General features: G+C 33.8%; 27 protein-coding genes and 3 pseudogenes. 20 read left to right on the top strand and 10 right to left on the bottom strand.

What is annotated here, in order from left to right:
• Positions 1-724: 724 nt before the first annotated feature.
• From A9G45_RS13805 to agp, 9 genes and pseudogenes are all read left to right on the top strand, one after another.
• Positions 725-938, top strand: a pseudogene (locus A9G45_RS13805) (transposase); the annotation flags it as partial.
• 384 nt (positions 939-1322) lie between these two features.
• Positions 1323-2105: a transcriptional repressor AgaR gene (agaR, locus tag A9G45_RS06705; RefSeq protein WP_065567824.1), complete on the top strand. Its 783-nt coding sequence runs from the start codon at positions 1323-1325 to the stop codon at positions 2103-2105.
• A 49-nt stretch (positions 2106-2154) separates the two neighbouring features.
• Complete coding sequence (locus tag A9G45_RS06700) at positions 2155-3321, top strand: SIS domain-containing protein (RefSeq protein ID WP_065567825.1); 1167 nt, start codon at positions 2155-2157, stop codon at positions 3319-3321.
• A 46-nt stretch (positions 3322-3367) separates the two neighbouring features.
• Positions 3368-3856: a PTS N-acetylgalactosamine transporter subunit IIB gene (gene agaV, locus A9G45_RS06695; RefSeq protein ID WP_065567826.1), complete on the top strand. Its 489-nt coding sequence runs from the start codon at positions 3368-3370 to the stop codon at positions 3854-3856.
• 13 nt (positions 3857-3869) lie between these two features.
• Positions 3870-4655 carry a PTS N-acetylgalactosamine transporter subunit IIC gene (gene agaW / locus A9G45_RS06690; protein ID WP_065567827.1) on the top strand — a complete coding sequence of 262 codons (786 nt, stop codon included), beginning with the start codon at positions 3870-3872 and terminating at the stop codon, positions 4653-4655.
• Positions 4645-5541: a PTS system mannose/fructose/sorbose family transporter subunit IID gene (locus A9G45_RS06685; protein WP_065567828.1), complete on the top strand. Its 897-nt coding sequence runs from the start codon at positions 4645-4647 to the stop codon at positions 5539-5541. Before agaW ends, A9G45_RS06685 begins: the two co-directional genes overlap by 11 nt.
• A gap of 10 nt (positions 5542-5551) precedes the next feature.
• A complete protein-coding gene (agaF, locus tag A9G45_RS06680; protein WP_065567829.1) occupies positions 5552-5989 on the top strand; it encodes a PTS galactosamine/N-acetylgalactosamine transporter subunit IIA in 438 nt (145 codons plus the stop codon).
• Entirely contained in the window at positions 5979-7145 is a 1167-nt protein-coding gene (gene nagA / locus A9G45_RS06675; protein WP_065567830.1) for an N-acetylglucosamine-6-phosphate deacetylase, read from the top strand. Before agaF ends, nagA begins: the two co-directional genes overlap by 11 nt.
• A 104-nt stretch (positions 7146-7249) precedes the next feature.
• Positions 7250-8515 carry a bifunctional glucose-1-phosphatase/inositol phosphatase gene (gene agp / locus A9G45_RS06670; RefSeq protein WP_081297847.1) on the top strand — a complete coding sequence of 422 codons (1266 nt, stop codon included), beginning with the start codon at positions 7250-7252 and terminating at the stop codon, positions 8513-8515.
• 210 nt (positions 8516-8725) lie between these two features.
• On the opposite strand, the gene A9G45_RS06665 is transcribed toward agp, so the two are convergent.
• The 7 genes from A9G45_RS06665 to gatA all read right to left on the bottom strand — a co-directional run bounded on the left by A9G45_RS06665 (position 8726) and on the right by gatA (position 14866).
• Complete coding sequence (locus A9G45_RS06665) at positions 8726-9580, bottom strand: tagatose bisphosphate family class II aldolase (protein WP_065567831.1); 855 nt, start codon at positions 9578-9580, stop codon at positions 8726-8728.
• 23 nt (positions 9581-9603) lie between these two features.
• Complete coding sequence (gene lacC, locus A9G45_RS06660) at positions 9604-10548, bottom strand: tagatose-6-phosphate kinase (protein WP_065567832.1); 945 nt, start codon at positions 10546-10548, stop codon at positions 9604-9606.
• A 187-nt stretch (positions 10549-10735) separates the two neighbouring features.
• The gene (locus tag A9G45_RS06655; RefSeq protein ID WP_065567833.1) at positions 10736-11509 is read right to left on the bottom strand and encodes a DeoR/GlpR family DNA-binding transcription regulator; all 774 of its coding nucleotides are present in this window, start codon (positions 11507-11509) and stop codon (positions 10736-10738) included.
• Positions 11510-11601: 92 nt separating this feature from the next.
• Positions 11602-12645 (bottom strand): alcohol dehydrogenase catalytic domain-containing protein, encoded by a 1044-nt coding sequence (locus A9G45_RS06650; RefSeq protein WP_065567834.1) that lies wholly within the window; start codon positions 12643-12645, stop codon positions 11602-11604.
• Positions 12646-12761: 116 nt separating this feature from the next.
• Positions 12762-14111, bottom strand: coding sequence for a PTS galactitol transporter subunit IIC (locus A9G45_RS06645; protein WP_065567835.1), 1350 nt, complete (start codon positions 14109-14111; stop codon positions 12762-12764).
• Between the two features lie 4 nt (positions 14112-14115).
• A complete protein-coding gene (gene gatB / locus A9G45_RS06640; protein ID WP_065567836.1) occupies positions 14116-14400 on the bottom strand; it encodes a PTS galactitol transporter subunit IIB in 285 nt (94 codons plus the stop codon).
• 13 nt (positions 14401-14413) lie between these two features.
• Positions 14414-14866, bottom strand: coding sequence for a PTS galactitol transporter subunit IIA (gene gatA, locus A9G45_RS06635; RefSeq protein ID WP_065567837.1), 453 nt, complete (start codon positions 14864-14866; stop codon positions 14414-14416).
• Between the two features lie 485 nt (positions 14867-15351).
• On the opposite strand from gatA, the pseudogene A9G45_RS14980 reads away from it, so the two are divergent.
• From A9G45_RS14980 to A9G45_RS06615, 6 genes and pseudogenes are all read left to right on the top strand, one after another.
• Positions 15352-15456 (top strand): annotated as a pseudogene (locus A9G45_RS14980) (RHS repeat-associated core domain-containing protein); the annotation flags it as partial.
• Between the two features lie 342 nt (positions 15457-15798).
• Entirely contained in the window at positions 15799-16092 is a 294-nt protein-coding gene (locus tag A9G45_RS06630) for a hypothetical protein (RefSeq protein WP_065566323.1), read from the top strand.
• Between the two features lie 212 nt (positions 16093-16304).
• Positions 16305-16382, top strand: a pseudogene (locus tag A9G45_RS14975) (hypothetical protein); the annotation flags it as partial.
• Positions 16383-16726: 344 nt separating this feature from the next.
• The gene (locus A9G45_RS06625; protein WP_065566322.1) at positions 16727-17092 is read left to right on the top strand and encodes a hypothetical protein; all 366 of its coding nucleotides are present in this window, start codon (positions 16727-16729) and stop codon (positions 17090-17092) included.
• Entirely contained in the window at positions 17085-17321 is a 237-nt protein-coding gene (locus A9G45_RS06620) for a hypothetical protein (protein WP_065566321.1), read from the top strand. Before A9G45_RS06625 ends, A9G45_RS06620 begins: the two co-directional genes overlap by 8 nt.
• Positions 17314-17934, top strand: a complete 621-nt coding sequence (locus A9G45_RS06615) for a hypothetical protein (protein ID WP_065566325.1) — start codon at positions 17314-17316, stop codon at positions 17932-17934. Before A9G45_RS06620 ends, A9G45_RS06615 begins: the two co-directional genes overlap by 8 nt.
• A 148-nt stretch (positions 17935-18082) precedes the next feature.
• Here the strand turns inward: A9G45_RS06615 and A9G45_RS06610 are convergent, their stop codons facing one another.
• The gene (locus tag A9G45_RS06610; protein WP_065566320.1) at positions 18083-18964 is read right to left on the bottom strand and encodes a LysR family transcriptional regulator; all 882 of its coding nucleotides are present in this window, start codon (positions 18962-18964) and stop codon (positions 18083-18085) included.
• Between the two features lie 104 nt (positions 18965-19068).
• On the opposite strand from A9G45_RS06610, the gene A9G45_RS06605 reads away from it, so the two are divergent.
• The 5 genes from A9G45_RS06605 to A9G45_RS06590 all read left to right on the top strand — a co-directional run bounded on the left by A9G45_RS06605 (position 19069) and on the right by A9G45_RS06590 (position 22072).
• Positions 19069-19542 carry an isochorismatase family protein gene (locus A9G45_RS06605; RefSeq protein WP_218057054.1) on the top strand — a complete coding sequence of 158 codons (474 nt, stop codon included), beginning with the start codon at positions 19069-19071 and terminating at the stop codon, positions 19540-19542.
• Positions 19443-19655 (top strand): isochorismatase family protein, encoded by a 213-nt coding sequence (locus tag A9G45_RS14970; RefSeq protein ID WP_218057053.1) that lies wholly within the window; start codon positions 19443-19445, stop codon positions 19653-19655. The genes A9G45_RS06605 and A9G45_RS14970 overlap by 100 nt, the downstream gene beginning before the upstream one ends.
• A 147-nt stretch (positions 19656-19802) precedes the next feature.
• Positions 19803-20498, top strand: a complete 696-nt coding sequence (locus A9G45_RS06600) for an HAD family hydrolase (protein WP_065566319.1) — start codon at positions 19803-19805, stop codon at positions 20496-20498.
• 389 nt (positions 20499-20887) lie between these two features.
• Complete coding sequence (locus A9G45_RS06595; RefSeq protein ID WP_065566318.1) at positions 20888-21253, top strand: hypothetical protein; 366 nt, start codon at positions 20888-20890, stop codon at positions 21251-21253.
• Positions 21254-21451: 198 nt separating this feature from the next.
• Positions 21452-22072 carry a hypothetical protein gene (locus A9G45_RS06590; protein ID WP_065566324.1) on the top strand — a complete coding sequence of 207 codons (621 nt, stop codon included), beginning with the start codon at positions 21452-21454 and terminating at the stop codon, positions 22070-22072.
• 1499 nt (positions 22073-23571) lie between these two features.
• Here A9G45_RS06590 and A9G45_RS06585 read toward each other — a convergent pair.
• Positions 23572-23883, bottom strand: a complete 312-nt coding sequence (locus A9G45_RS06585; RefSeq protein WP_065566317.1) for a hypothetical protein — start codon at positions 23881-23883, stop codon at positions 23572-23574.
• A 559-nt stretch (positions 23884-24442) separates the two neighbouring features.
• Complete coding sequence (locus A9G45_RS06580; protein ID WP_065566492.1) at positions 24443-24754, bottom strand: hypothetical protein; 312 nt, start codon at positions 24752-24754, stop codon at positions 24443-24445.
• Positions 24755-24760 lie beyond the last annotated feature (6 nt).

Raw genomic sequence — 24760 nt, 5'->3', positions numbered from 1 at the left:
TAAACTCGCCACCGAGTTGATCCAAAAGGCGATTAAGTTCATTCGACATGTTTTGCTCTCCTATTATTCCTCATAATTTATTCCGTTTATTTTTATTTTAGTTATTATTTAATCGTATACTCAGTATGACTGAGTGCAAAAAACAGACAATTCAGCCAAAAAGCATACACTGTTTTAGTGTAAAATTTAATCTTTTTTTTCAATTGTTAAATAAATAGTGCTGAATATTAATGGGTTATATTAGTTAAACCAGTAAGTGATAACCGTTTAACGTTTTAGCTAAATAAGGGATTTAAGCCATTCGATGCTTTGTGAAAACTAATTTATTAACCCATTAAATTTAAAATGATTTCATGCTGAAACGGTATAGATTCCTGAATATTTTTTACAAAAATGATTGTATTTTTGCGCCAATAAATAGGAGGAATAATGTTTATATAAAATCCTTATATAAATAGTAAGCTCATTCAAACAGCCAAGGGAAAGTAGAAAGTGTAATATGTCCTTTAAGCGTGAGGTATTATCCGTAAATATGGCATGAGTAATTCAACTTTCTATAAATGGCGGAAAAGTTAGCGATTTCTGATAAAGATGCGCATTAGATAATGCATAATCAACCAACTGTTTTTTGAACTCTGTGCTAAATTTTTTGATCATAATGTGTTCTCCTATGATTGTTAGTTATATTATAGGGGTGGTATTTGGCTATTTTTTGGGCTAGGTTCAATCATGGCGCTGCCATTGGGATAATCTAGCCACCTTTTTTGCCTATCCGAAAGATATTGGTAAGGCAATTTATACCACCAATACAATAGAATCACTGAACAGCGTCATTCGCCATGCTATCAAGAAGCGCAAGGTTTTTCCGACGGATGATTCGGTGAAAAAGGTGATTCGAACAAGCATCAGAAAAATGGACAATGCCAACCCAAAACTAGAAAAGTGCAATGAGTCGGTTTATTATAGAATTTGGTGACAGAATTCCCTATCATCTTTAACCGGCAAAAACACAAAATGTAGGATAGGGTCTCAAATTATGAAATTTGTGATCTTAATCACACCACTAAATGAAATTTAATTTTTTTTAATTTTTTCCAGGCTTTTCTTTTTTTAATTATGAATTCTCTGATAATTACGTAATTAACCGGATTGTTACTCATTTCATACTATAAGCGATATTCCACTTTCCTTTCGTTTCGCTTCAAATAAAAAGGGTTTTTTACTTTTTTTTATTAAATTATTTTTGTGACCCACCTAACATTTTCATTCTATTCCTTATGATTAAATTTCATAAAATAACGTAATAAAAAGAATGGTCTATCATGAGCCAAGAAATAATCAATACATTACAACGCAGAGAAAAGATCATACATTTGCTTGAGAAAGAAAATACCGTATTAGTAAATAATTTGAGTAAATTGTTCAAAGTTTCAACCGTCACCATCCGTAATGATTTGCGATACTTAGAAAAAAAAGGATGCGCGTTTCGTTCATATGGTGGGGCAATGATCAATAAAGCTTTTGCCCTTGATAAACCACTACTTGATAAAAGTCGTATTAATTCAGACATAAAAAATAAAATTGCCCAAAAAGCCGCTAAGCTGGTCAATAACGGCGATCATATTATTCTTGATTCAGGATCGACTACCGCGTCCATGGTTCCATATTTGCTCCAAAAGAAAAATCTTATTGTATTTACAAATGCCATTAACATAGCTTATGAATTATCAAAGAATACCGAAATTGAGGTCATTGTTGCTGGCGGGAATATTAGAAAAAAAGCGTATTCCATTTCAGGGCCAACCGTTGAACAACAATTGAAGATGTATCACTTTGATAAGCTCTTTTTAGGTGTAGATGGTTTTGATCTAAACGCAGGGATCACCACTCCCAATTTTGGCGAAGCCTCAATTAATCGAATAATGTGCCAAGTATCTGAGCAGATTATTGCTATCACCGATTCTACAAAATTTGGTCGTAAAAGTTTCTGTATGATAGAAAAAATTAATCTTATTAATACATTAATCACTGATTCAAATATAAAACAAGATTATTTAAATCAATTAGATGAATTAGGTATTAACGTCATTATTGCTCATTCATAAATGATTATTGTCTTAACAATACAATTATTTAATAAAAAGGGAATATATTATGCAAAAATATTTAAATTATTCATTAGACTGGTTAGAACAACGTAATGCACAACATACGGCTAAAGAAATTTATCAACAACCACAGATTTGGCGTGAAGTGCTTAAATTAGTTACGCAAAAACAAGTTGAATTACAACAATTTCTACAACCATTACTTAATGATCCTGATTTAGACATCATTTTGACAGGAGCAGGATCATCGGCTTTTGGTGGTGTGGCTCTTGCCCCTTGGCTTCGAGAATGTATTCATCGCAATGTTTTTGCCTATGGCACAACTGAAATTGTGGCAACACCGCTACAATATTTTCGGACAAATAAAAAAACCTTGGTGGTATCGTTCGCTCGTTCAGGGAATAGTCCTGAAAGCGTTGCGGCGGTTAAACTTGCCGATCAATTAGTTCCCGATTGTTATCATCTATTTTTGACCTGCAACCCAAATAGCACGTTAACCGAGTATGCCTCTAAAGCCAATAATAAAAGCCGTATTTTTGAATTAATTATGCCTGAAGGGACAAATGATTTAGGTTTTGCCATGACATCAAGTATTAGCAGTATGATGCTAGCAACGTTATTAATTTTCGGCAATTTTGATGAGAAAAAAGCCCATGATGCGGTAACCAAAATTGCAAATATTAGTGAAGAAAAATTAACAAATTGGCAAACACTTACCAAGCAATTAGCCACAAAATCACATCGCCGTGTTGTTTACGTTGGCAGCGGTTGTTTTACTGGTATCGCTCAAGAATCAGCATTAAAGATCTTAGAACTCACCGCAGGTAAAATAGCCAGTCGATTTGATTCAATATTAGGATTACGTCACGGACCTAAATTTATGGTAGATAAGCAAAGTTTAGTTGTTTGCTTTTTCTCTAATGATACGTATATACATAAGTACGACACCGATCTATTTAATGAGCTTGCAAATGATCATATTGCCACCGATGTATTAGCGTTAAGTGGTCAAGAATGTAATAATCAAAATATATTATCAGTTGACTGCGATCTTGATGATTGCTGGCTTATCTTCCCTTACCTTATTTTTGCCCAAATGCTTGCTTTTGAGAAATCATTAAGCTGTGGATTAACTCCAGATAACCCTTGTCCAACAGGAGAAGTCAATAGAGTGGTAAAAGGTGTGACTATTTACCCTTTTAATAAAGTTTAAATAGATAGTTATTCAAAATTAATAAACTCAAAAAGGAGCAATGAATATGAGTACACCCAATATTCTTATGACACGTATTGATAATCGTTTAGTCCATGGTCAAGTTGGCGTAACTTGGGTTAATGCACTTGGATCTAATTTATTATTAGTCGCCAATGACAATGCAGCACAAGATCCTGTACAACAAAATTTAATGGATATGGTTATTTCTGAAGGAATTCAAACGCGTTATTTTACCCTTCAAAAAACCATTGATGTTATTGGCAGAGCCGCTACTCACCAAAAAATTTTTATTGTATGTAAAACTCCACAAGATGTTTTAACTTTAGTAAAAGGTGGTGTACCAATTAAATTTGTCAATGTAGGCAATATGCATTTTTCAGAAGGTAAAAAGCAAATACATAAAACCGTATCCGTTGATGACAGTGATATTGCGGCGTTTAAAGAGCTTAATCAATTAGGTGTCACTTGTGAAATTCGTCGCGTACCTGACGAAGTCGGCGAAAAAATCACAGATTTACTCAATTTATCTTAATGAGGGATGCGGTATGTTAATGGATGCATTATTGATTGGCATTCTGGCAGGTATAGCTGGTGTAGATCTATTTGATGGACTCACTCACCTGCACCGGCCGGTGGTAATTGGCCCTTTAGTTGGGCTAATTTTAGGTGATGTAAAAACAGGGTTGTTTGTTGGTGGTTCACTAGAACTTGTATGGATGGGAATGGTGCCTTTAGCCGGTGCTCAACCGCCAAATGTAGTTATTGGAGGAATAATTGGCACAACATTTGCTATTTTAACTCACGCTGATCCTAAAATTGCTATTGGTATTGCTGTGCCTTTTGCCATCGCAGTACAAGGCTGTATCACTATTTTATTTACGATCTATTCACCTATGATGCATAAGTGCGATCGTTTTATTGATCAGCTCAATTTCAGAGGTATTGAATGGATTAACTATTTGGGTATGGTTATTTTATTTTGTTTTTATTTTATTGTTGCATTTTTACCTATTTATTTGGGGGCAGATACAGCAACGGCGCTAGTAAAAAAATCACCTCAATGGTTGCTTGATGGACTTAGTGTTGCTGGTGGTATGATGCCTGCTATTGGCTTTGCCATGTTAATGAAAATCATGATTAAGAAAACTTATGTTGCTTATTTTATTCTTGGTTTTCTTGGTGTTACTTACCTTAAACTCCCAATTTTAGCAATTGCATTGGGCGCATTAGCTATCGCGATGATTGATTTCTTTAATTATAACCGAGATAACAGCGACAAAGATAAACCAACAAGTTCAGTGGATTCAATGGAGGTGGAAGATGGGATTTAATGATGATGATGAAACTAAAATGGCAGCAAAAGCTGAAAAACGAATGGAACAAGCATTAGCCACCAGTAAAACAACAGCCGATACTTATTATGACCAAAGTCAAGATGTCACTTTAACTAAAAGTGATATTAATCGTATGGCATTTCGATCACTTGCACTACAGGCTTCATTTAACTATGAACGAATGCAAGCTGGCGGTTGGCTTTTTACTATTTTACCAGCCTTATGTAAGATTCATAAAAATAAGGATGATTTGAAAAACTCTATGCACATGCATATGGAATTCATCAACCTACACCCTTTTGATGCGACCTTTTTATCCGGCTTAGTGTTAGCGATGGAAAGAGGGAAGGAAAATATTTCAACGATCCGAAGTGTTAAGGTTGCTTTAATGGGGCCATTAGGCGGCATTGGTGATGCATTATTTTGGTTAACTTTATTACCAATATGCGCAGGTATTGGCGCATCATTAGCTCTAGATGGCAGTTTGTTTGGTCCTATTATCTTTTTATTATTATTTAATATTGCCCACTTCGGTTTACGTTTTGGACTGGCTCATTACGGTTATCGTGCAGGTACCAGCGCATTACCTTTATTAAAAACCCATACAAAGCGGATTTCACATGCAGCATCCATTGTCGGAATGACTGTCATTGGCGCGCTAATTGCCTCGTATGTACATTTAACAACGCCACTAGAAATCCATATAGGTCAAACGCACATCGCTTTACAAGCTGATGTTTTTGATAAATTAATGCCTAACTTATTACCACTAGGATTTACGCTCATTGTTTATTTCTTCATGCGACGTAATTTTTCCCCAGTTAAATTAATTGGTTTAACCGTTGTAATTGGCGTTTTGGGCAAATTAGTAGACTTTTTATAGAGGAAACATAATGGTCGGAGTAATTTTAACAGGCCACGGTAGCTTTGCTACTGGCCTTTACCAAGCGGCAACCCAAATTGTGGGAACACAAGCACAATTTGATGCGATTGATTTTCCTGATGGTATGAGTAGTGAATCATTTGAACAACAATTAGCCACATCATTAGAACAGTGTAATAAAGGTGACGGTGTTATTTTTTTGACGGATATCGTTGGAGGTACACCGTTTAAAGTCTCTGCAATGCTAAGTTTTCAATTTAAGCATATTGAAGTAATTAGTGGCATTAATATGCCACTTTTACTTGAAATTTTATTACAACGAGATGTATTAGATATACAAACTTTGCGTTTAGAAACCATCAAAAACGCTAAAAATAGTATCAGTAGTCTATGGTATGAACAGCAAAAAAAGTCATCTATCAATAAGGAGTTTGCCGATGGGATATAAAACAATTTATGCCAAACGACTATTAACTTCAACAGGCTGGCTAGAAAATACGGTCATCCGCATTGAAGGTGATAAAATTAGTGATATTAATGTAAGTGATAAGCCGTGCTCAACCGATATTAAAGTATTGCCTGCGCTCATTGATACCCATATCCATGGGGTCATGGGAGCAGATACCATGGATGCGACGCACAACTCATTAAATACAATGAGCTGTTTTTTAGCTAAACATGGTGTTGGTGCTTTTTTAGCAACAACCGTAACTGAAAGCCATGAAAAAATTGAAGCCGCATTAATACAAGTTAAAAACAGTATAAAACAAGGAGTAGATGGCGCAACCTTATTAGGCTCATATTTAGAAGGTCCCTTTTTTACAGCGATCCACAAAGGAGCTCATCCAGAGGAGTTATTACACAACCCCGAACTCACATTAATAAAAAAATGGTTAAAACTATCAGAAGGAACCTTAAAAAGCATTGCTTTATCGCCTGAATATCCTGAGTCACTATCAATAATAAAATGGCTATGCGCCCAAAAAGTTCGTGTTATGCTTGGGCATACTAATGCAGACTATCAAACAACTAAATTGGCACTCTTAGCAGGGGCTAGTGGTGTAGTTCATTGTTATAACGGTATGTCTGGATTAAATCATCGCCAACCGGGTGTTGTTGGGGCTGCTTTGTCCATGAATAATTGCCAAACAGAAATAATCGTAGATGGATATCATGTTCATCCCGCCGCGGTTGCTATCGCCCACCATTGTTGTGGTGAAAATCTATTGCTTATCACTGACGCAATGCGAGCAACAGGAATGCCTAATGGTGATTACCATTTAGGAAAATTATTAGTAAATAAGCATGATAATGTAGTGCAAACCGAAGCCGGTGGTTTATCAGGTAGTGTTTTAACGTTAGATCGCGCTGTGCATAACTTAGCTAAGTTTACTAATATTTGTTTTGAATCGGCTTGGTTGCATGGTAGCTATTACCCAGCCAAAGCATTAGGAATGGATCACGAGTTAGGCAGTGTTACCCCAAATAAACGCGCTAACTTGGTATTACTTGATAACGAGAATGATTTAATTGCTACCATTGTTAATGGAAATGTCGTTTACAAATCAAAAAAATTCAAGGAACAATATTTATCAGATAGATAATGATTTTGTGTCATATTAAGTAAAATGGCATAAAATAAATTTTTAAAAATTACTTACTAAATGATGTAATAAGTAATGCAATAAGGAACATAAAAGGAACTCATATGAAAAAAACAATATTAAATGCAATGTTAAGTTTTGCATGTATTTTATCATTTCCAACGTATGCAATAGATAATCATGATGACTACACTTTAGAACAAGTGGTTGTTTTTAGTCGCCATGGTTTACGTGCTCCGTTAGCCAGCCCAACGAGTACTCTTGGTAAAATCACCCCCAATCAATGGCCACAATGGGATACCCCTGCCAGTTATTTAACAATCCGTGGCGGCATATTAGAAAACTATTTTGGTCATTATTTTAGTGAATGGTTAACTGATAATAAACTGCTACCTGCTGACAGCTGTCCTAGCGAAAAAGATGTCTATATTTATACTAATAGCCTACAAAGAACTATTGCTACAGGACAATATTTTACCGTTGGTGCCTTTCCTGGTTGTATTTTGCCAATCATACATAAAGAAGAATTAGGTAAAATGGATCCATTGTTTTTTCCTGTAATTAAAGATGATAGCATTGAATTTAAACAAGCTGCTATTACTTCAATTAATAAGAACGCGGATATAAATGGTATTACTGGTTTAAACAAAAATCTAAAAAGCATATATCAAGATATGGCAAATATAATTGATTACCAAAAATCAAAAAATTGCATTACTGATAAACAATGTGATTTTTTTTCCTCACCAACAGAATTGATAATAGAAAAAGGTAAAGAACCAGGTATCACTGGTCCACTGCGTGTAGGTACATCAATTGCCGATGCCTTTATTTTACAATATTATGAAGGAGCACCGTTAAACAACGTTGCTTGGGGTAAAATAAAAGACGAACAACAATTTAAACAACTTGTGACCATTAAAGAAAGCTATAATACCGTGCTATTCGGTTCGCCAGTTATTGCAAAACATGTTGCGGCAAATTTAGTTAATTATATTAATTCGGCTTTTTCTGATAATGATAATAAAGAAACAACCAAATTTACTCTTTTAGTCGGACATGATTCAAACGTTGCTTCGTTATTTTCAGCGATGCAAATCCAGCCTTATCACTTACCGAACCAATTTGAAACAACGCCGATTGGCGGTAAAATTGTATTCCAAAAATGGCGTGATAATCGCAGTGGTGAGAAATTGATGAAAATTGAGTATTTTTATCAATCAACTAAACAAATTCGTGATTTATCACCATTAAATCGTAATAATCCACCACAAAAAGTCACGTTGACTATGACAAATTGCCCAACGAATGCAATGGGGTTCTGCTCTTTTTCAACATTTAAACACGTGATGAGTAATATCACTAATTAATTAGTACTATTCATAATAAGCACGTCTTTATTGCTTATTATGAATATAATCAACACATAAGAATATTACCTTTATCAATTTCTATATTATTTTTTAAGTTTTTTTATAAATTATTATTGGTTGATAAATTTTAACCAGCAGTATCAACTACTGGTTATGAATTTATAAAAAGGCTACCTAAATCAAAAAATAATTATTTTAGATTTCATACTATAATTTGCCTTCGCTACCACAAATGCGGATTTTATCTGCGACAATTTTTTTCATTGCGGTTTTTGCTGGTTGCATGTAATGCCTTGGATCATTGGCATCAGGATGTTGTTTAAAATCTTGTTTTAAAGCATCTGAAAAAGCAATTTTTAATTCTGTTGCTACATTAACTTTACAAATTCCTAATGAAATTGACTGTTTCACCATCTGCTCAGGTATGCCAGAAGCGCCATGTAAAACCAATGGAATATCGACTTTATCACGAATTTTTGCTAAACGATCAAAATCCAGTTTAGGTTCTCCTTTATATAAGCCATGAGCAGAACCAATGGCGACCGCTAAAGAATCAATCTTTGTTCTCTCAACATACTCTTTGGCCGCATCGGGATCAGTAAAAGCACTGTCTTTAGCATCAACAATAAGATCGTCTTCTTGCCCGCCTAATCGACCCAATTCTGCTTCAACACTCGCATTGTATTTGTGGCTAAAAGCAACCATTTTGCTAACAATATCAATATTTTCTTCAAATGGATAATGAGAGGCATCAATCATAATAGATCGAATTCCCGCCTCTATTTTGGTTTGAATATCATTGATATCTTCATGATGATCTAAATGTAAAGCAAAAGGAAAATGATTAATGCTTGCCGCCGTTTTACAAATGCTAATTAAATAGTTTATTCCTGCATAACTATAAGTTCCAGGTGTTGCAGCAAGTATCACCGGTGATTGCATCTCTTTAGCTGTGTCAATTACAACTTGAATTGTTTCAAGATTGTGTATATTAAATGCAGGTACTGCATAACATTCACGTTGAGCCTTTTTTAACATTTCTTGACTTGAAATAAGATACATAATTTACTCCTTAAATAATCTATTTATTTTTCAATGATATGTATAACATTAACTTGACGGTAATAATGGTCATAGTTAGCCATATTGACAAAGCCGGTTTGCGGTTCCATTGTATTTAGCATTCCCATCGTCATTGCACGTTTAAGCATAACCTCTACAGTTTCATTTTCATGAATACTGGCAGCAAGTCCGGCTAATGTGACATCACCAGATCCAACTGGGTTAACCACAGTTATTTTAGGAATTGAAACTTGGTAATATTGATTGTGGCAGCGAGCAAAAGCGCCGTTTTGGCCTAGTGACAAAATAACAAAAGGAATGTCATTAAGTAATGGATGGTGCAGGGCTTTTATTAATGAGCTTGTATCATTTTCATCAATATCCATTTGAATAATTTGTTTTAGCTCATCTTTATTTGGTTTAATTAAGTAAGGTTTATCTTTTGATTTCAATACAGCAATTAACGTCTTACCTGAGCAATCAAGCAAAACAGGAATTTGATGCTTATTCGCTTTTTCAGTTAATTGGGTATAAAAATCGACGGGAAAACCTTGTGGTAATGACCCTGAAATCGTGATAACCGTCGATTGACTTAGTAATTTTTGATAGTGTCTCAAAAAAATATCGACATCGTGGTTATCTAATACCGGCCCTGATTCTAAGATTTCCGTTTGATATCCTTCATGTAAAATTGCAATACAGTTTCTTGACTCGTGTTGGGTAACATAAAAGTTATAATTAATATTATCGTTATCTAATTGCTTTTGAATATATTCCCCTGTTGTTCCACCAAGAATACCTGATGCAAGAACAGGAATTCCTGAATATTTTATGCCACGAGTAACGTTAAGTCCTTTCCCTCCTGCGGTTTTTTTTACCTCTGCAACTCGATTAATATCATTAATAACCAATTTATTTAATGGGTACGATATATCCACTGAAGGGTTCATCGTAATTGTTAATATCATATTCTCACCTACGCATTAATAACGTTGGGAGAAATAACAAACTTAAATACCCGAAATCATTAAACCGACTTTACTAAAAAGAAAAAAATCACGCGTTTCTTTTATCAAACCTAAATAAGCAATCGTCTTTGGTTTTATGATAGGTTAAGTATATTTTAAAGAAAGTACACTATTGTAAACACAAATATTAAACCGCTATAAAACTAATACCCTTTGCCTCAAATTCATGCTTACAGCTATCGTCAACCTCATTGTCCGTAATGATTGTATTAAGTTGGCTAAGTGGTAACACCACGTTTATACCATTGCGCCCAAATTTTGATGAATCCAAAACAGCAACCACATTTTTGGCCGCATAAGCCATAATACTACTAATAGTGTAACCTTCATTAAAGGTTGTTATTCCTCTTTTTGCATCAATTCCATCCGCACCAACAAATAAAATATCAGCAGAAATGCCATCCAACGATTGCTCAGCAATTTTTCCATGAAAAGAACGAGTCTTGTGCCTAAGCGTACCACCACACATAAATAACATAATGTCACTATTGTCGGATAAGATAAATGCTGAGGTAAGACTATTGGTAATAACCGTAATATGCTTCAATTTCACAAGCTCTTCAGCTATCAACATGGTGGTACTACCACTATCTAAAATAATGGTATCACCCTCTTTAACATATTTAACCGCTTCAATTGCAATACGCTTTTTAGCTTCTATAAACCGCTGATAACGTTCTTCTAATTGCAGCTCTTTAAATGATCTTGTATCACTGTTATTAATGATTTTGGTTGCACCACCATGAAAGCGTGTTAGTTCTCCTTGTTTTTCTAACAATCTAAGATCAGTTCTAGTTGTTACTTCTGAAACATTAAATTGTTCTGATAAATCACAAACTAACACAGTTCCTTTTATATTAAGGAGCTCTACTATTTGTTGACGTCTTTCACTTGCATTCATAATATTTCCTTTTTCGAAAATTTTTTAGCAGTGTATAACAAACAAAATCAAAAAATAAGTTTTCATTTTTAATAACTGACTAAATCAAATAACTAAATGCAATTTAATAAAATTTTGCCATTCATAGAACGTCCATTTAAAGCGCTAATTTGTCTAATAAATGACTCAAAATCACCAACACTCGCAATAAGTTCATTAAGTTTGATTTTTCCATCTATAAAATACTGGCTAACTAGCTCCCATTCTTTCCCTGGCCATGGAGCAGAATAATTCATCCAACTACCTAACATTTGTAATTCTTTCCGTAAAATAAGCCCAAATGTTTTTTCTGAAAGAGTAATATCATTATGAAGTGTACCAATCAAACCAACCTTTGCTCTTGGGCCTGCAATTTCAATAGCCAATCTGACCGTAATCGGGGAACCAGCTGTTTCTAATACAATTTGATCAAAGCGAGATGCAGATAAAGCCTGATGAATTTCTTCGGTAGTAAGGTCTTTAGAATTATAAATAGCATCTGCACCTAATTGTTTTGCAAGATTGAGCCGTTCATCATTGATATCTAACACGGCTATTGATTTCGCGCCCATTGCTTTTGCACATTGCATAGCAAGTAGCCCTATGGTTCCGCCGCCAACAATCACGACATTTTTTCCTTGGCATCCCTTTGCCAATAATAATGCATGCATTCCAACCGTCATTGGTTCAAAAAAAGCGCCCTCAAGCAGACTGATTCCTTTCGGTAATTTGAATGCGTTTTTCTTATCTAATACAACATATTCAGCAAAACCGCCTGTTATCCTTGAGCCAACAAAAGTATAATTTTTACAAAGTGAGTAGTAATGCTTTTGGCATTCATCACATTTAAAACAGGGTAATAATGGCACGCAAGAGATTAAATCACCAACTTCAAACTCGGTTACACCACTTCCTATTTCTACAATTGTGCCACTGAATTCATGCCCAAGCGTAATTGGATAAAAATGAGCGCCATGATGAAATATTCGTGGAATATCTGAACCACATAAGCCACAATAAGCAACTTTTACTAAAATTTGTTCTGAAGACGTTATTTTGGGGATTTCAATATTTTGTATTAATAAGGCTCCCTCTTCATTAACAACAACCGCTTTCATATTATTTTCCTTTATTGGCAATAAAATTATATTGAGGTGTAGCTTTTACTAGCTTTTTAGTGAAATCATTTTACTTATCTTGATAATTTTTATTTGAATTTATCTGTTTAAGCTATTTATTGAACTTTGGACAATAATTTGTTTTTTGCACGTTTCCATGTCAAAAATAAGCAAAATAAATAAAATATTCCAATAACTGCTAGCCCAATAGGTTGTTTCAAATTAACCAACTGAACCATAATGTAAGTAATCGGCGAGCCACCTTGATCCATTGCGGCGACCGAAACCCCATTATCTGCAGTAACAGTGCCAGCATTAATGGCTAGTTGAGTTGTCAATGGAATCATTTGTGTGGAAATCCAGAGTGTGATAGCAATAATGATTGAGCCTGACACAATAATTCTAAATAAATTACCTTGATGAACAGCAACTCCCATCGCGATAAAAAATCCAATTGTTGCCAAATCACCAAATGGTAAAACTTCGTTACCCGGCAAAATAATGGCAATGAAAATACTTAAAGGAATAAAAATTAAGCTAGCCGATACTACGGTTGAGTGGCCTAATAGCAGTGCGGGATCCAAACCAATTAAAAAATCTTGCCCACCAAATTTTGATTGTAAATGTTTACGGGCTTGTTTAGATATTGGCGTTAAACCATCCATAATAGGTTTAATCACTCGAGGCATTAATAACATTACCGCCGCAGTTTGAATAGCTAACTGCAATATTTCTTTTACGCCATATCCTGCTAGTAATCCTAAAATAATTCCCATAAATAAGCCTACTGTCACTGGCTCACCAAATGCACCAAACCGTTTTTGTATATCCACCGCATTAAAATTAATCTTATTAACGCCTGGAATCTTTTCAATGAATGCGTCAACAAAAACCGCAATTGGACCACAATAAGCCGATGTGCCATGAGGGACTGCAATACCATCAAGTTCAAAAAAATCTTTGGTATCTTTAGCAAACCAATCACCAAGTTTATAAGCAATAATGGCATGAACGATAACGCCAAGAATACCAAGCCAATAAGAGCCTGTAGCAATATAAACAAGTGCACCAGAAAATGTCATGTGCCATATATTCCAAATGTCCACATTAACGACTCGAGTTAATTTTAAAATTAACATAACAATATTTACTGCAATTGCGATAGGAATGGCAACTAAAGCGATTTGTGATGCCCAAGTCATTGGCGCTGCACCTGGCCATCCTACATCAATAACATTTAAACTAATATCAAATCGTTCAGCCATCGCTTTAGCGGCTGGCCCAACCGAGCTAGTTAGCAATCCGACAACTAAGCCGATACCAACAAAACCAATACCTATATGAATACCCGCTTTTAAGGCATCACCCACTTTCATTCTTAATACCAAAGAAAAAAGAATTATTACAATGGGTAACATTACCGATGGACCAAGATCCAAAATATACTGCATAATTTCAGTAAACATAGATTTACCCCTTTAAAATAAGTAATATTTTTTCTTTTAGTTGATCAATACCTACACCAGAGACAAAAGGCATACCGTGCACAATTGGAATATCACCAAAATCTTGATCCATTTTGGCCGTAGTACAAATCAAATCAACATCATCGATAAAGGTATTAATTTCATTAATACGGCATTGAATAAGATCTAGTTGAATGTTATTTTCGTTACATAATTCTTTTATCTCTTCTGCCGCCAAAGTTGATGTTGCAACAGCACCACCACATGCAACAATAATCTTCTTTTTCATAATGCCTCCAAACTTATTGATTAAATATCACGTTATTAAAACGAACCACTATTTCATTTTGTGGAGCGTTTAATAAAAATTGATAAAATTCTTTATTTTGTAAATTTGAGAAAAGTGCTTTTAATAGTTCAATTTGATCTTTTGGCGAAGTGACAACAAGTGAAATAATCAATGACACATCAACGGTACTATCATCATCAGCCCGGTTAAATTCAACTGGTAGCTGGGTACGAAGAATAAAAATAGCTGGAGAGTTAGCATGCTCTGCTTCACAATGAGGGATGGCAACAGCATAATTATCAAAAGCTATCCCTGTTGGAAATAACGCTTCCCTTTCAAGTAATGCTTTTAAGTGACTTTGTTTAACAAGATTCTTTTGTTGTAATTGCTCACTAATATAAGTTAATGCTGCTAATTGATTATCAAATGTAAGGTTGTCTTCGAAAAGAAGCTGACATTTATTCATATTTGATCTCCATTATTGTTTTATCCACTAAGTTTTCAGTTTAACTTTCGAAAACAAAACTATAATGAAAGATTAATTACTTTCGAAAATAAAATCAAACAAAGAAATTTATTTTTGTGATCGAAATCAATTTATTAAAATAACGTTTAACCAATAAACAACTTTCTAGTTAAAAATTAAAACCCGATCCAGATCACAAAAAAACTTTTTTAAATTGTAAAAGAGTATTAACTTGTACAGGTTACCCATAATAGAAATAAAGAATTTACTCTAGCTAAAAAAGTAAACACGTCTTTGTATTAATGGTGTGTCAGAGTGTGGTAAATCAGTGGTAGCCAAACAGTACTACTTTAGGGAATAGTTTTTTAGGGAATAGTTTCAATCGCATGAGGCATTAAATAATATGACACCGATCTAATATAAAACGTTAAAACAGGCTGCCTAATTTTCTACGCGAGTTGTGTGCTAAGTTTGGGGTATTTACACTGCATTACAATACTTTCAGGTACTATGATCCGGATATAGATAGATTTACTCAGCCGAATCTGGTAGGTTTAGCTGGCAGTATTAATCTTTATCAGTATGCGCCTATTGGATTGAGTTGATCCGTGGAAATTGAGTTGTTTCAAAATTCATTCGTGAATAAAAGAAAGTAATAAACTTTTTTAAAAAGCTGAGATTATAGGAAAATCGCATCAATCAAGTATCGTTCATTTAACAAAAAAACTTCTTTTAAAGAATAAAAAAATCAGACTGTCGCACCAAAACCCATAGGTCATGGATTTTCTGAAACTAGAGTTCGATATGGGCACGTGTTTATTTCAGAGAAATAAATGATAGTATAATTGAAATATTAGTAAATCTAATAAGGCTAATGAGCAAATAGTTATCAATGAAGTTTTAAAAGTATTTGGTAAAGGAACTTAAGTATTATGAATATTAAAATTTTAAACTATGATCGGGATCTTAATCAGGTCAATGATAATGTTGATGTTGAAGTTTTTTTAGACAATGGAAAGCGGTATGCTGCAACATTTTTCACTATCGAAAATATAATTTCTATTTTGAATAAGTATAAAGAGACAAAAGAGTGTTGTAATGGCTTATATTTTTGGGCATCAGATATGATTATTGTTGAGAGTTTAAATGACAAAGTAATAAATAAAACAATACAGGATTTGATAAAAAACGAAGAATTTCATCATGTTTTCTCATTATTAGAGTAATTAATCAATGTAGAAAAGATCGTAAATCTAAATTTTCATCGCTTTTATTTCTTTGCTACCTATTTTGCTACTTATATTGTAGAAAATTAGCTATTAGTTATGAAGAATAATGATACAAAAATAGTACAGGTATCGATACAATATAATTCATACTATCAAGGTTATAATTTAAACAAGTAACCAGTTTACATTACAATACTTTCAGGTACTATCATCCAGATACAGGAAGATTTACTCAGCCAGACCCGATTGAGCTGCTGGTGGGTTTAATCTGTCCAGTATGCGCCTAATGCTTTGACTTGAGCCGATCATTTAGGACTGAATGCTCACCATGTAAGGCAAAAAGCGATTAGGCAAAATCTTGTAAAAGGGTATTATCCCTGCTATTTTAGTTCCCAAAGTTGGACATAAGTTCCTTACAGATGAAGTTGAAATTGTTGCACGTAGTAAAATTAACTCTAGAACAGAAAAACCATTTAGTCATGCTAGAGAATTATTAGCTAGAGGTATACGTGAACTAAGAAAGGGTTACCCACAAATACCCAATAATGCTTTTCAGAAATTAATCGCCAAAAATAAAGAAATGTTTCCAGAAATGTGAAAACTAAAACCTAATGGAAAAAGAGGTTGTTAAATGAATAAAATAGGAAAAGATGAATTAATCGTCAACTCAATTTTAGATGAGCTCTTAAATGAACGACTTGAATATTATAAAAATAATTTAAGTAATTCAAGTGAACCTATAAACAGCGATGATCCTTATGCAAGAGCAAGGAGTATTATCGCAAAGCTATCAGATAAAGACCAAGAAAAGATTTTTAATTTTCTGCGTATAGTAATGATAGATACAATGTCAACAATTTTTGGCACCATAGATGGTTCACGTTTTCCTCCTAATATTAGTGGTGATTTCATTCTTGAGTATGATGGAGATGAAATACAAGGTTCATTGCAAGATGAGTTAATTGCCAAAGCAGAAGAGATTGGTGTCTATGATTAATGAATTAATCATTAAAAGTAAAAATTTTTTTTACGACACCCCAACCTACGGTAGACAAAAAAACACAACAAACAGAGATAGACCGATTACCGTGATGATTGCACCAAACAGAATTGAAACGATTGCCATCAAAGATACTGAGAAATCCTGCTATACAATGATGCGCCAACCTATTAGCAGGATCGAAAGCGTGTTCCTAAAAAAAGAGGTCGATGCTAATTATGGCTAAACGTGTTGTTTGGAAGAAAAATGATCTAGTCAATATCCAATTACGTGATAATTTATACACAATTGGACAGATGCTAACCAGCCCTGAAATGCGCTTTTATGATATTTTCAATTCAGATGGTGCATGGCAGAATTTAGATTTAAATAAAATAGAACCCTTGTTCAGCGTTTTTGTTGGGAATGTGATTAATAAGTCGTTAATTCAAGGGAAAATAAAATCCACTACAGTAATACCCAGCTCAAAGCCTAACGAAAGATATTGGATTAAACCCTATACAATTTTAGATTATGGGCACTACAAAGGTGATAGATTTAATTTTCATTTTTTAGGAGGAAAACTAATAGACCTTGTTCCTGATGCCGATGGCATTTTAAGTACAACTAGAGCACCAATTATCAAAGAAGATTTAACGCTTCCACAAGATAGAAAGCTTATTGAACAATATGAGCTGACTAATATGTGGGGTGATGTAGATTTACGAGACCGCCTCTGTCGCTATTTTGATACAGGTATTAACCGTGATGATCTGAAATTTGAAGTATTCCCTGATTTATGGGATGACAGAGAAAAATTGCGTCCCCTGACACGCCGCCTACCAGAACCACTTCGTTAAGCAGATAATCAAAAGAAAACGGAATTACCCTTTTTTATTTAACTGAATGATTATCAAAAAAACAAGGATAAAGAAACCAAAACCCCAACATAATTCCCCCCCTTTTACTTTTATCATAGAGAATTTTCTACTTTTTTGCTGCACTATTTTAGGGGGTAGTTACAATTGTTTTAACCATTTCTAAAAACAGATCTCTTTTTTCATTACGAATCTTTGGGTTCCATACCATAGCAATATCCCACCCTGGTTGTTCAAATTCAGGGATAATGAGTTTAACGCCTTTCGGTAAAAAATGACGGACACTTGCCGGAACAAAGGCAACCCCATTTTTACCTGCAATTAACGCTAAAAGAGATGAAAGGTCACTGGTGGCTGATACGGGATTTGAAAATATATTCATATGGTCAAGCATCATTTTAGTTTGTTCAGCCAAACAAGGTGCTAAGTTTGGCTTTATGTGCAATAAAGAGTGTGTTTCAATTACATAATTAAGATTAGAGGCATTAACTTCAACGTCATCCGGCACAGCAAGAACGATCCGTTCCTTAGATAGAATTATTGAATTTAGAGAATCGTGTACCGGCATTCGAACAAAGGCAATATCCAATTCACCTTGCGTCAACATCTTAATTTGAGTACTAGATGGAATTTGTCTGGTAATAACTTCATATTCAGGATATTTATCCGAAAAGGCATGAATCCACTTAGGTACATTTTGGAATGAAGAAATACCAAATCCAATTAATATATAGTTATGTGCATTCTTCTTAATATTACTGGCTGTGATCAAAAAATGATTGTAATACTTTAAAAGTATTTGCGCTTCGAGAAATATTTTTTCTCCAATATATGTTAATTTTGCTCCATTACGACCTCTAATAAAAAGTTTCATTTCAATAATTCTTTCTAAAGCTTGAATTTGTTTTGTCAATGCAGGTTGAGTTATAAACAAAGCTTCAGCTGCGAGGCGGTAACTTTTAGTTTCAGCCAGTGTTATAAATGCTTTAAGCAGTCGGATGTCGATATTCATATCCATTCCAAATGTTTATCAATGACTGATTTTTTTTTCATTATACACAACTTCCTCAAATGCTTATATTTAAGAAAGTTCAATTTTACATGGAGATAGACGTCATGCCCAAAGTAGCTATGTTAACTAATGATTTGCAATATGAATTTACCTACAAAATATCAAAATCACCTGAAGAACTGGAAGAAAAACTTACTAAATTTAATGAATTTTTAAACGGTATCAGGAATCTAAATCATCAAGTTATACATTTACAGTTGATTAATGATCCCAATGATCCAGCAGTGCAAAAAAGATATAAAAATCGAGAAGGTGGTCTTCCAGCTTTAGCCGGAAGACCAGAAAATCAGATATTGAAGACAATAAGTCATCCTTCAGATATTGTTGTAGTAAAAGGACGAGATACTGGTTTTTACAACAATGACCTTGATGGTATTCTAAAAAAACTTGGTGTTAATTCAGTGATTGTTACAGGCGCTTGCAAACTCATGTTTGTGTTCAAACAACGGCAGCTGATGCTTATTTTAGAGGGTACAATGTATGGGTTCCAAGTGATGGCGTTTTTGCTCCTTCCATAGATGATACCAATCGTGCTTTAGAATGGCTAGCAAATTATTGCGCGACAGTAGCTTCATCTTCTGAAATTTTAGCTCTTCTAGAGAAGCAAGATGATTTGCTGGAACGCAGTTAATGGAGCTAAAAATGAACATTAGATCATTTAGAAAAAATTGATTTAAAACCATACAGCCATAAATTAGTACCAACTAATGATGGTGGAATTTCATTAGGGCAAATAGTTGTTGCTGCATCTATTTTAAACTCAAAAGGATAAAAAATTATGAGTAATGCAATAGAAAAAATTTCCGGTGTTTTATTTGATATGGATGGTGTACTTATCGACTCCAATACTGTTATTGAAAGAGCCTGGATTGAAGCCGGCGCTTTATACGGAGTCAAAGTTACTGATAGTGATATTGTAAATCATATTCACGGCCAACCAGGACCGCACACAATAAAAGCGCTTTTTGGCCACCTTCCAGTAGATGACCAAAAAAAAGTACAGGCCTATATTATTCATGCTGAAAATACTGCTGACTATGATCCTATTCCCGGCGTTGTGCAGTTAATATTAGCTTTGTCCGCTGCAAAAATAAGAGTAGGAATAGTGACGAGTGGCTGGCGAGAAAAAATTGACAGGATCATGGATATGCTTCAGATTAAAGACTGTATTTCCGTGATTGTAGAGCGTGATGATGTGTCTCGTGGTAAACCATTCCCTGATCCGTATATTTTAGGTGCGAAACGTTTAATGCTACCTCCCAATAAAACACTGGTATTTGAGGACTCAATTAGTGGCGTTACCTCTGCTGTTGAAGCCGGTGCATATTGCGTAGGTATCGGAGAAACAATACTTATCAAGCATGGTGCTAAAACTGCAATAGCTAATTTTTTGGAAGTTAAAGTAAATAAACAAGATAATGGCGATTACAGTATCTCGTTGGATCGCGATCATGAAGTTTTTATAGAGAATTGATAAAGGAAATAAAAATAGAATCAAAAGCAAGATGTGCTGTTACTGTATTATTTTACAATGGATTTATAACTGGCGCTTGGGCGATTCAAATTGCATAATTTGCACCACGTTTTAATGTCACGGACGAAGTAATTGGTTATTTTATTCTTACTTTTGGTCTTGGCGCATTATTTATGATGCCTATATCCGGGATATTAATGTCTAAATTTGGGTCTCGTCAAATTGGGCAAATTTCGGTATTATTTGCACTATTAGTTAGAGATATACGTTAGCTAAAAAGAGTTTACCCACAAATACCCAATAGTGCTTTTCAGAAATTAATCGCCAAAAATAAAGAAATATATCCAGAAATGAATACAGTAAAACCTAATGGAAAAGGAGGTTGTTAAATGAATAAAATAGGAAAAGATGAATTAGTAGTTACCTCACTTTTATCTATGCTTTTGGATGATACACTTGAATATTATAAAATTCATTTAAGTGATCCGAGTAAATCCACAAACGATAATGATCCTTATGCAAGAGCAAGAAGTATTATCACAAAGCTATCAGATAAAGACCAAGAAAAGATTTTTAATTTTCTGCGTATAGTAATGATAGATACAATGTCTACGATTTTTGGCACCATCGATGGTTCATGTTTTCCTCCTAATATTAGTGGTGATTTCATGCTTGAGTATGATGGAGATGAAATACAAGGTTCATTGCAAGATGAGTTAATTGCCAAAGCGGAAGAGATTGGTGTTTACGATTAATGAATTAATCATTTTCCCTCGATCTGCTAGTAGGCAAAAAACACAACAAACAGGGATAGACCAATTACTGTGATGATTGCACCAACAGAATTGAAGCTATTGCCATCAAAGATACTGGGAAATTCTGCTATACGATGATGCGCCAACCTATTAGCGGGATCGAAAGCCTGTTCCTAAAAAAAGAGGTCGATGCTAATTATGGCTAAACGTGTTGTTTGGAAGAAAAATGATCTAGTCAATATCCAATTACGTGATAATTTATACACAATTGGACAGATGCTAACCAGCCCTGAAATGCGCTTTTATGATATATTCAATTCAGATGGTGCATGGCAGAATTTAGATTTAAATAAAATAGAACCCTTGTTCAGCGTTTTTGTTGGGAATGTGATTAATAAGTCGTTAATTCAAGGGAAAATAAAATCCACTACAGTAATACCCAGTTCAAAGCCTAATGAAAGATATTGGATTGATGCCTATACTATTTTGGATGGAGATCATTACAAAGGTGATAGATTTAATTTTCATTTTTTAGGAGGAAAATTAATAGATCTTGTTCCTGATGCTAATGGCATTTTAAGTACAACTAGAGCACCAATTATCAAAGAAGATTTAACGCTTTCACAAGATAGAAAGCTTATTGAACAATATGAACTGACTAATATGTGGGGTGATGTAGATTTACGAGACCGCCTCTGTCGCTATTTTGATACAGGTATTAACCGTGATGATCTGAAGTTTGAAGTATTCCCTGGTTTATGGGATGACAGAGAAAAATTGCGTCCCCTGACACGCCGCCTACCAGAACCGCTTCGTTAAACAGATAATCAAAAGAAAACGAAATTTGATCCTCACCAAAATCTTAGACAATACTTGCCTCTATAGAGGCGTTATTAAAGTAATACGGCTTTTTATATTGCTTAGGCGATATCCAACCATGAGCTGAATGTCGGCAAACTTGAATGTAGTAGATCTCAATATATTCAAATAGTGCTTTATTGGCTTACCTCGTATTTTGTCATCCACATCATGAATCATGTTATTTTTTAAACGTATGGAAAAAACTTTCAGCAACAGCATTATCCCAACAATTGCCAGCTCAGCTCATACTTTATCTCAACCTATGTTGTAACACTAACCGCTTAAAATTCACACGGCAATATTGGCTTTATCAAGCACTAGGTAGTAATATCCCTTTAAGAAATTGACGACAAAATAAGACATTTTAAGTGTGTTACAAACTAAATGCCTATCAATATGCGAACTTGTTTGCTGTCCAATTACTTTTCGAGCAAATTAATCATTATCTAAAGGTACAATCAACGATTTAATGCATTGGACAGCAATCATGAAATAGGCTTGTAACAAAAGGAGTCATGTTATTATTTTTCATCATTTTATAAAATAAAAACTTCAATAAAATCAATGGCTTTTCTGACTAATTTTTATCATACCTAGCTAACCTTTCTTTCTGATATATCATAGCCGTTGACGCTGATATCATGTACTAAGCTTGTTGCACCTAAACGGGCTTTATGCTGCCAATAAAGCGCTTTGATATTATCAAACAACTCCCATTAATTTAAGCTCGCATTTTAGCCAAGCATAATAATCTGATACCCTCACGTTCAACTGACGACTAACTGGCGATACCCGATACGATAATAAATATTGCTTCATATATTGGTACTTCACCAACTTGGGTTGTTGATGAAATACACATGCGACTTTTTAGAATTTAATTGGTCTTTTTTAGTGCTTTGTTTTCCTATTCTAGCGTAATAATTTTTTACTACTCACTAGTTAGTTCACGTTTACTGGTTTTGTTAGGGCTAAGCTGCCTACCCCATTTATTCAGTGTTGATTTGCCTATTTCTAACTGGCTTGTGATTTCAGCTAATGAAAGATGGGTATTAGATAAAGCATAATCGACCGCTTGTTGTTTGCATTCTGCACTAAATTTTTAGTGCCATAATGTGTTCTCTTGTGATTGTAAGTTATATCATAGAAGTGACATTTGTCCATTTTTTAGCAAGGGTCATACCTGTTTTGTTGAATTAGAGATATTATCTAACTGGATTATATATCCATCTGTTTTTGTTTTAGTTACATCAATATTTCAATATGAACAATAGATAAAAAATAATTTTATCTATTTAACATTAATTCGTTTTCTTACATTTATTTTGCTTATTCTGTTTATTCAAATCAAACAATATAGCTTTTATTATTTTCTATCATGTTTTGACGTGTCATTAAGATGATAAATGCTAATTATGAATAGAAATAAACAATAAACTAATATAACCATAATTTTGTTATTTCCATTTTTTCCTTTTTTTATAGCGTTTCGGTCGAACAAGAAAATCGATGAAATAAATATAAAAAATAAGAATTAAAAGATCCCACCATAAAAAAATAATATGAGAAAAAATACCTTCTCCAGGCTTATCAATCATAAACCTGCTAAATAAAGCCATAAAACAATAAAACAAAATAGCCCAACGTCGTTTACGATTTAACGTTTTATCATTAGCATAGTCCGTTGCAATATATCCCGAAAAATAGTACCGAATAAAGAATCCAACGATAGATAAAAAATAATAACTTATACAGACTAAAATACTCATGCACATCGACCTTATTTTATAATATTACCATCTCTATCTTTTCGATATGTTGAACCATCACGGCTTTCACAGCTATAATAATCGGGTGCATTATCATTACCTATTGTGATTATCAATGAACAATTCGCCAAGTATTAATGATTGTTTTCTATCATCAGCAAATTTTATTATATCAAATTGATGATTAATTAGTGCTAGTCTAATATTTACAGCTTGTAACTATAAAGTAACTTACTATGTTAATTAAAATAATAATAAATATTAAAAGGTTGTGTGAAAAAATTATTTAGGTTATTTCAGTATAATGATGCTTATACCTAGCCTTGTCGCAACTCTTTCCTCTATTCTCTATTCTCTATTCAAAATACCTGTTTTGTTGAATTAGAGATTATTATCTAACTGGATCATATATCCATCTGATTTTGTTTCAGTTACATCAATGTTTCAAAATAAACAATATAGTTTTTATTATTTTCTATCATGTGTTGACGTGTCATTAATATGATAAATGCTAATTATGAATGGAAATAAACAATAAACTAATATAACCATAATTTTATTATTTCCATTTTTTCTTTTTTTTATAGCGAGGAGGACAGACGAGAAAACCGCCAGAAAAAACAGAAAAAAGATAAATAAAACCAGCCAACCAGAAAAAAATAACATGAGAGAAAATACCTTCTCCAAGCTCCCTCATCATTAACTGGCTAAATAAAATAATAAAAAAATAAAACAAAATAGCCCAACGTCGTTTACGATTTAACGTTTTATTATTAGCATAGTCCGTTGCAATATATCCCGAAAAATAATACCGAATAAAGAATCCAACGATAGATAAAAAATAATAACTTATACAGACTAAAATACTCATGCACAT

Source organism: Gilliamella sp. HK2, assembly GCF_001690265.1.
Taxonomy (GTDB): Bacteria; Pseudomonadota; Gammaproteobacteria; order Enterobacterales; family Orbaceae; genus Gilliamella; species Gilliamella apicola_C.
This window is presented reverse-complemented; position numbering and strand designations above follow the sequence as displayed.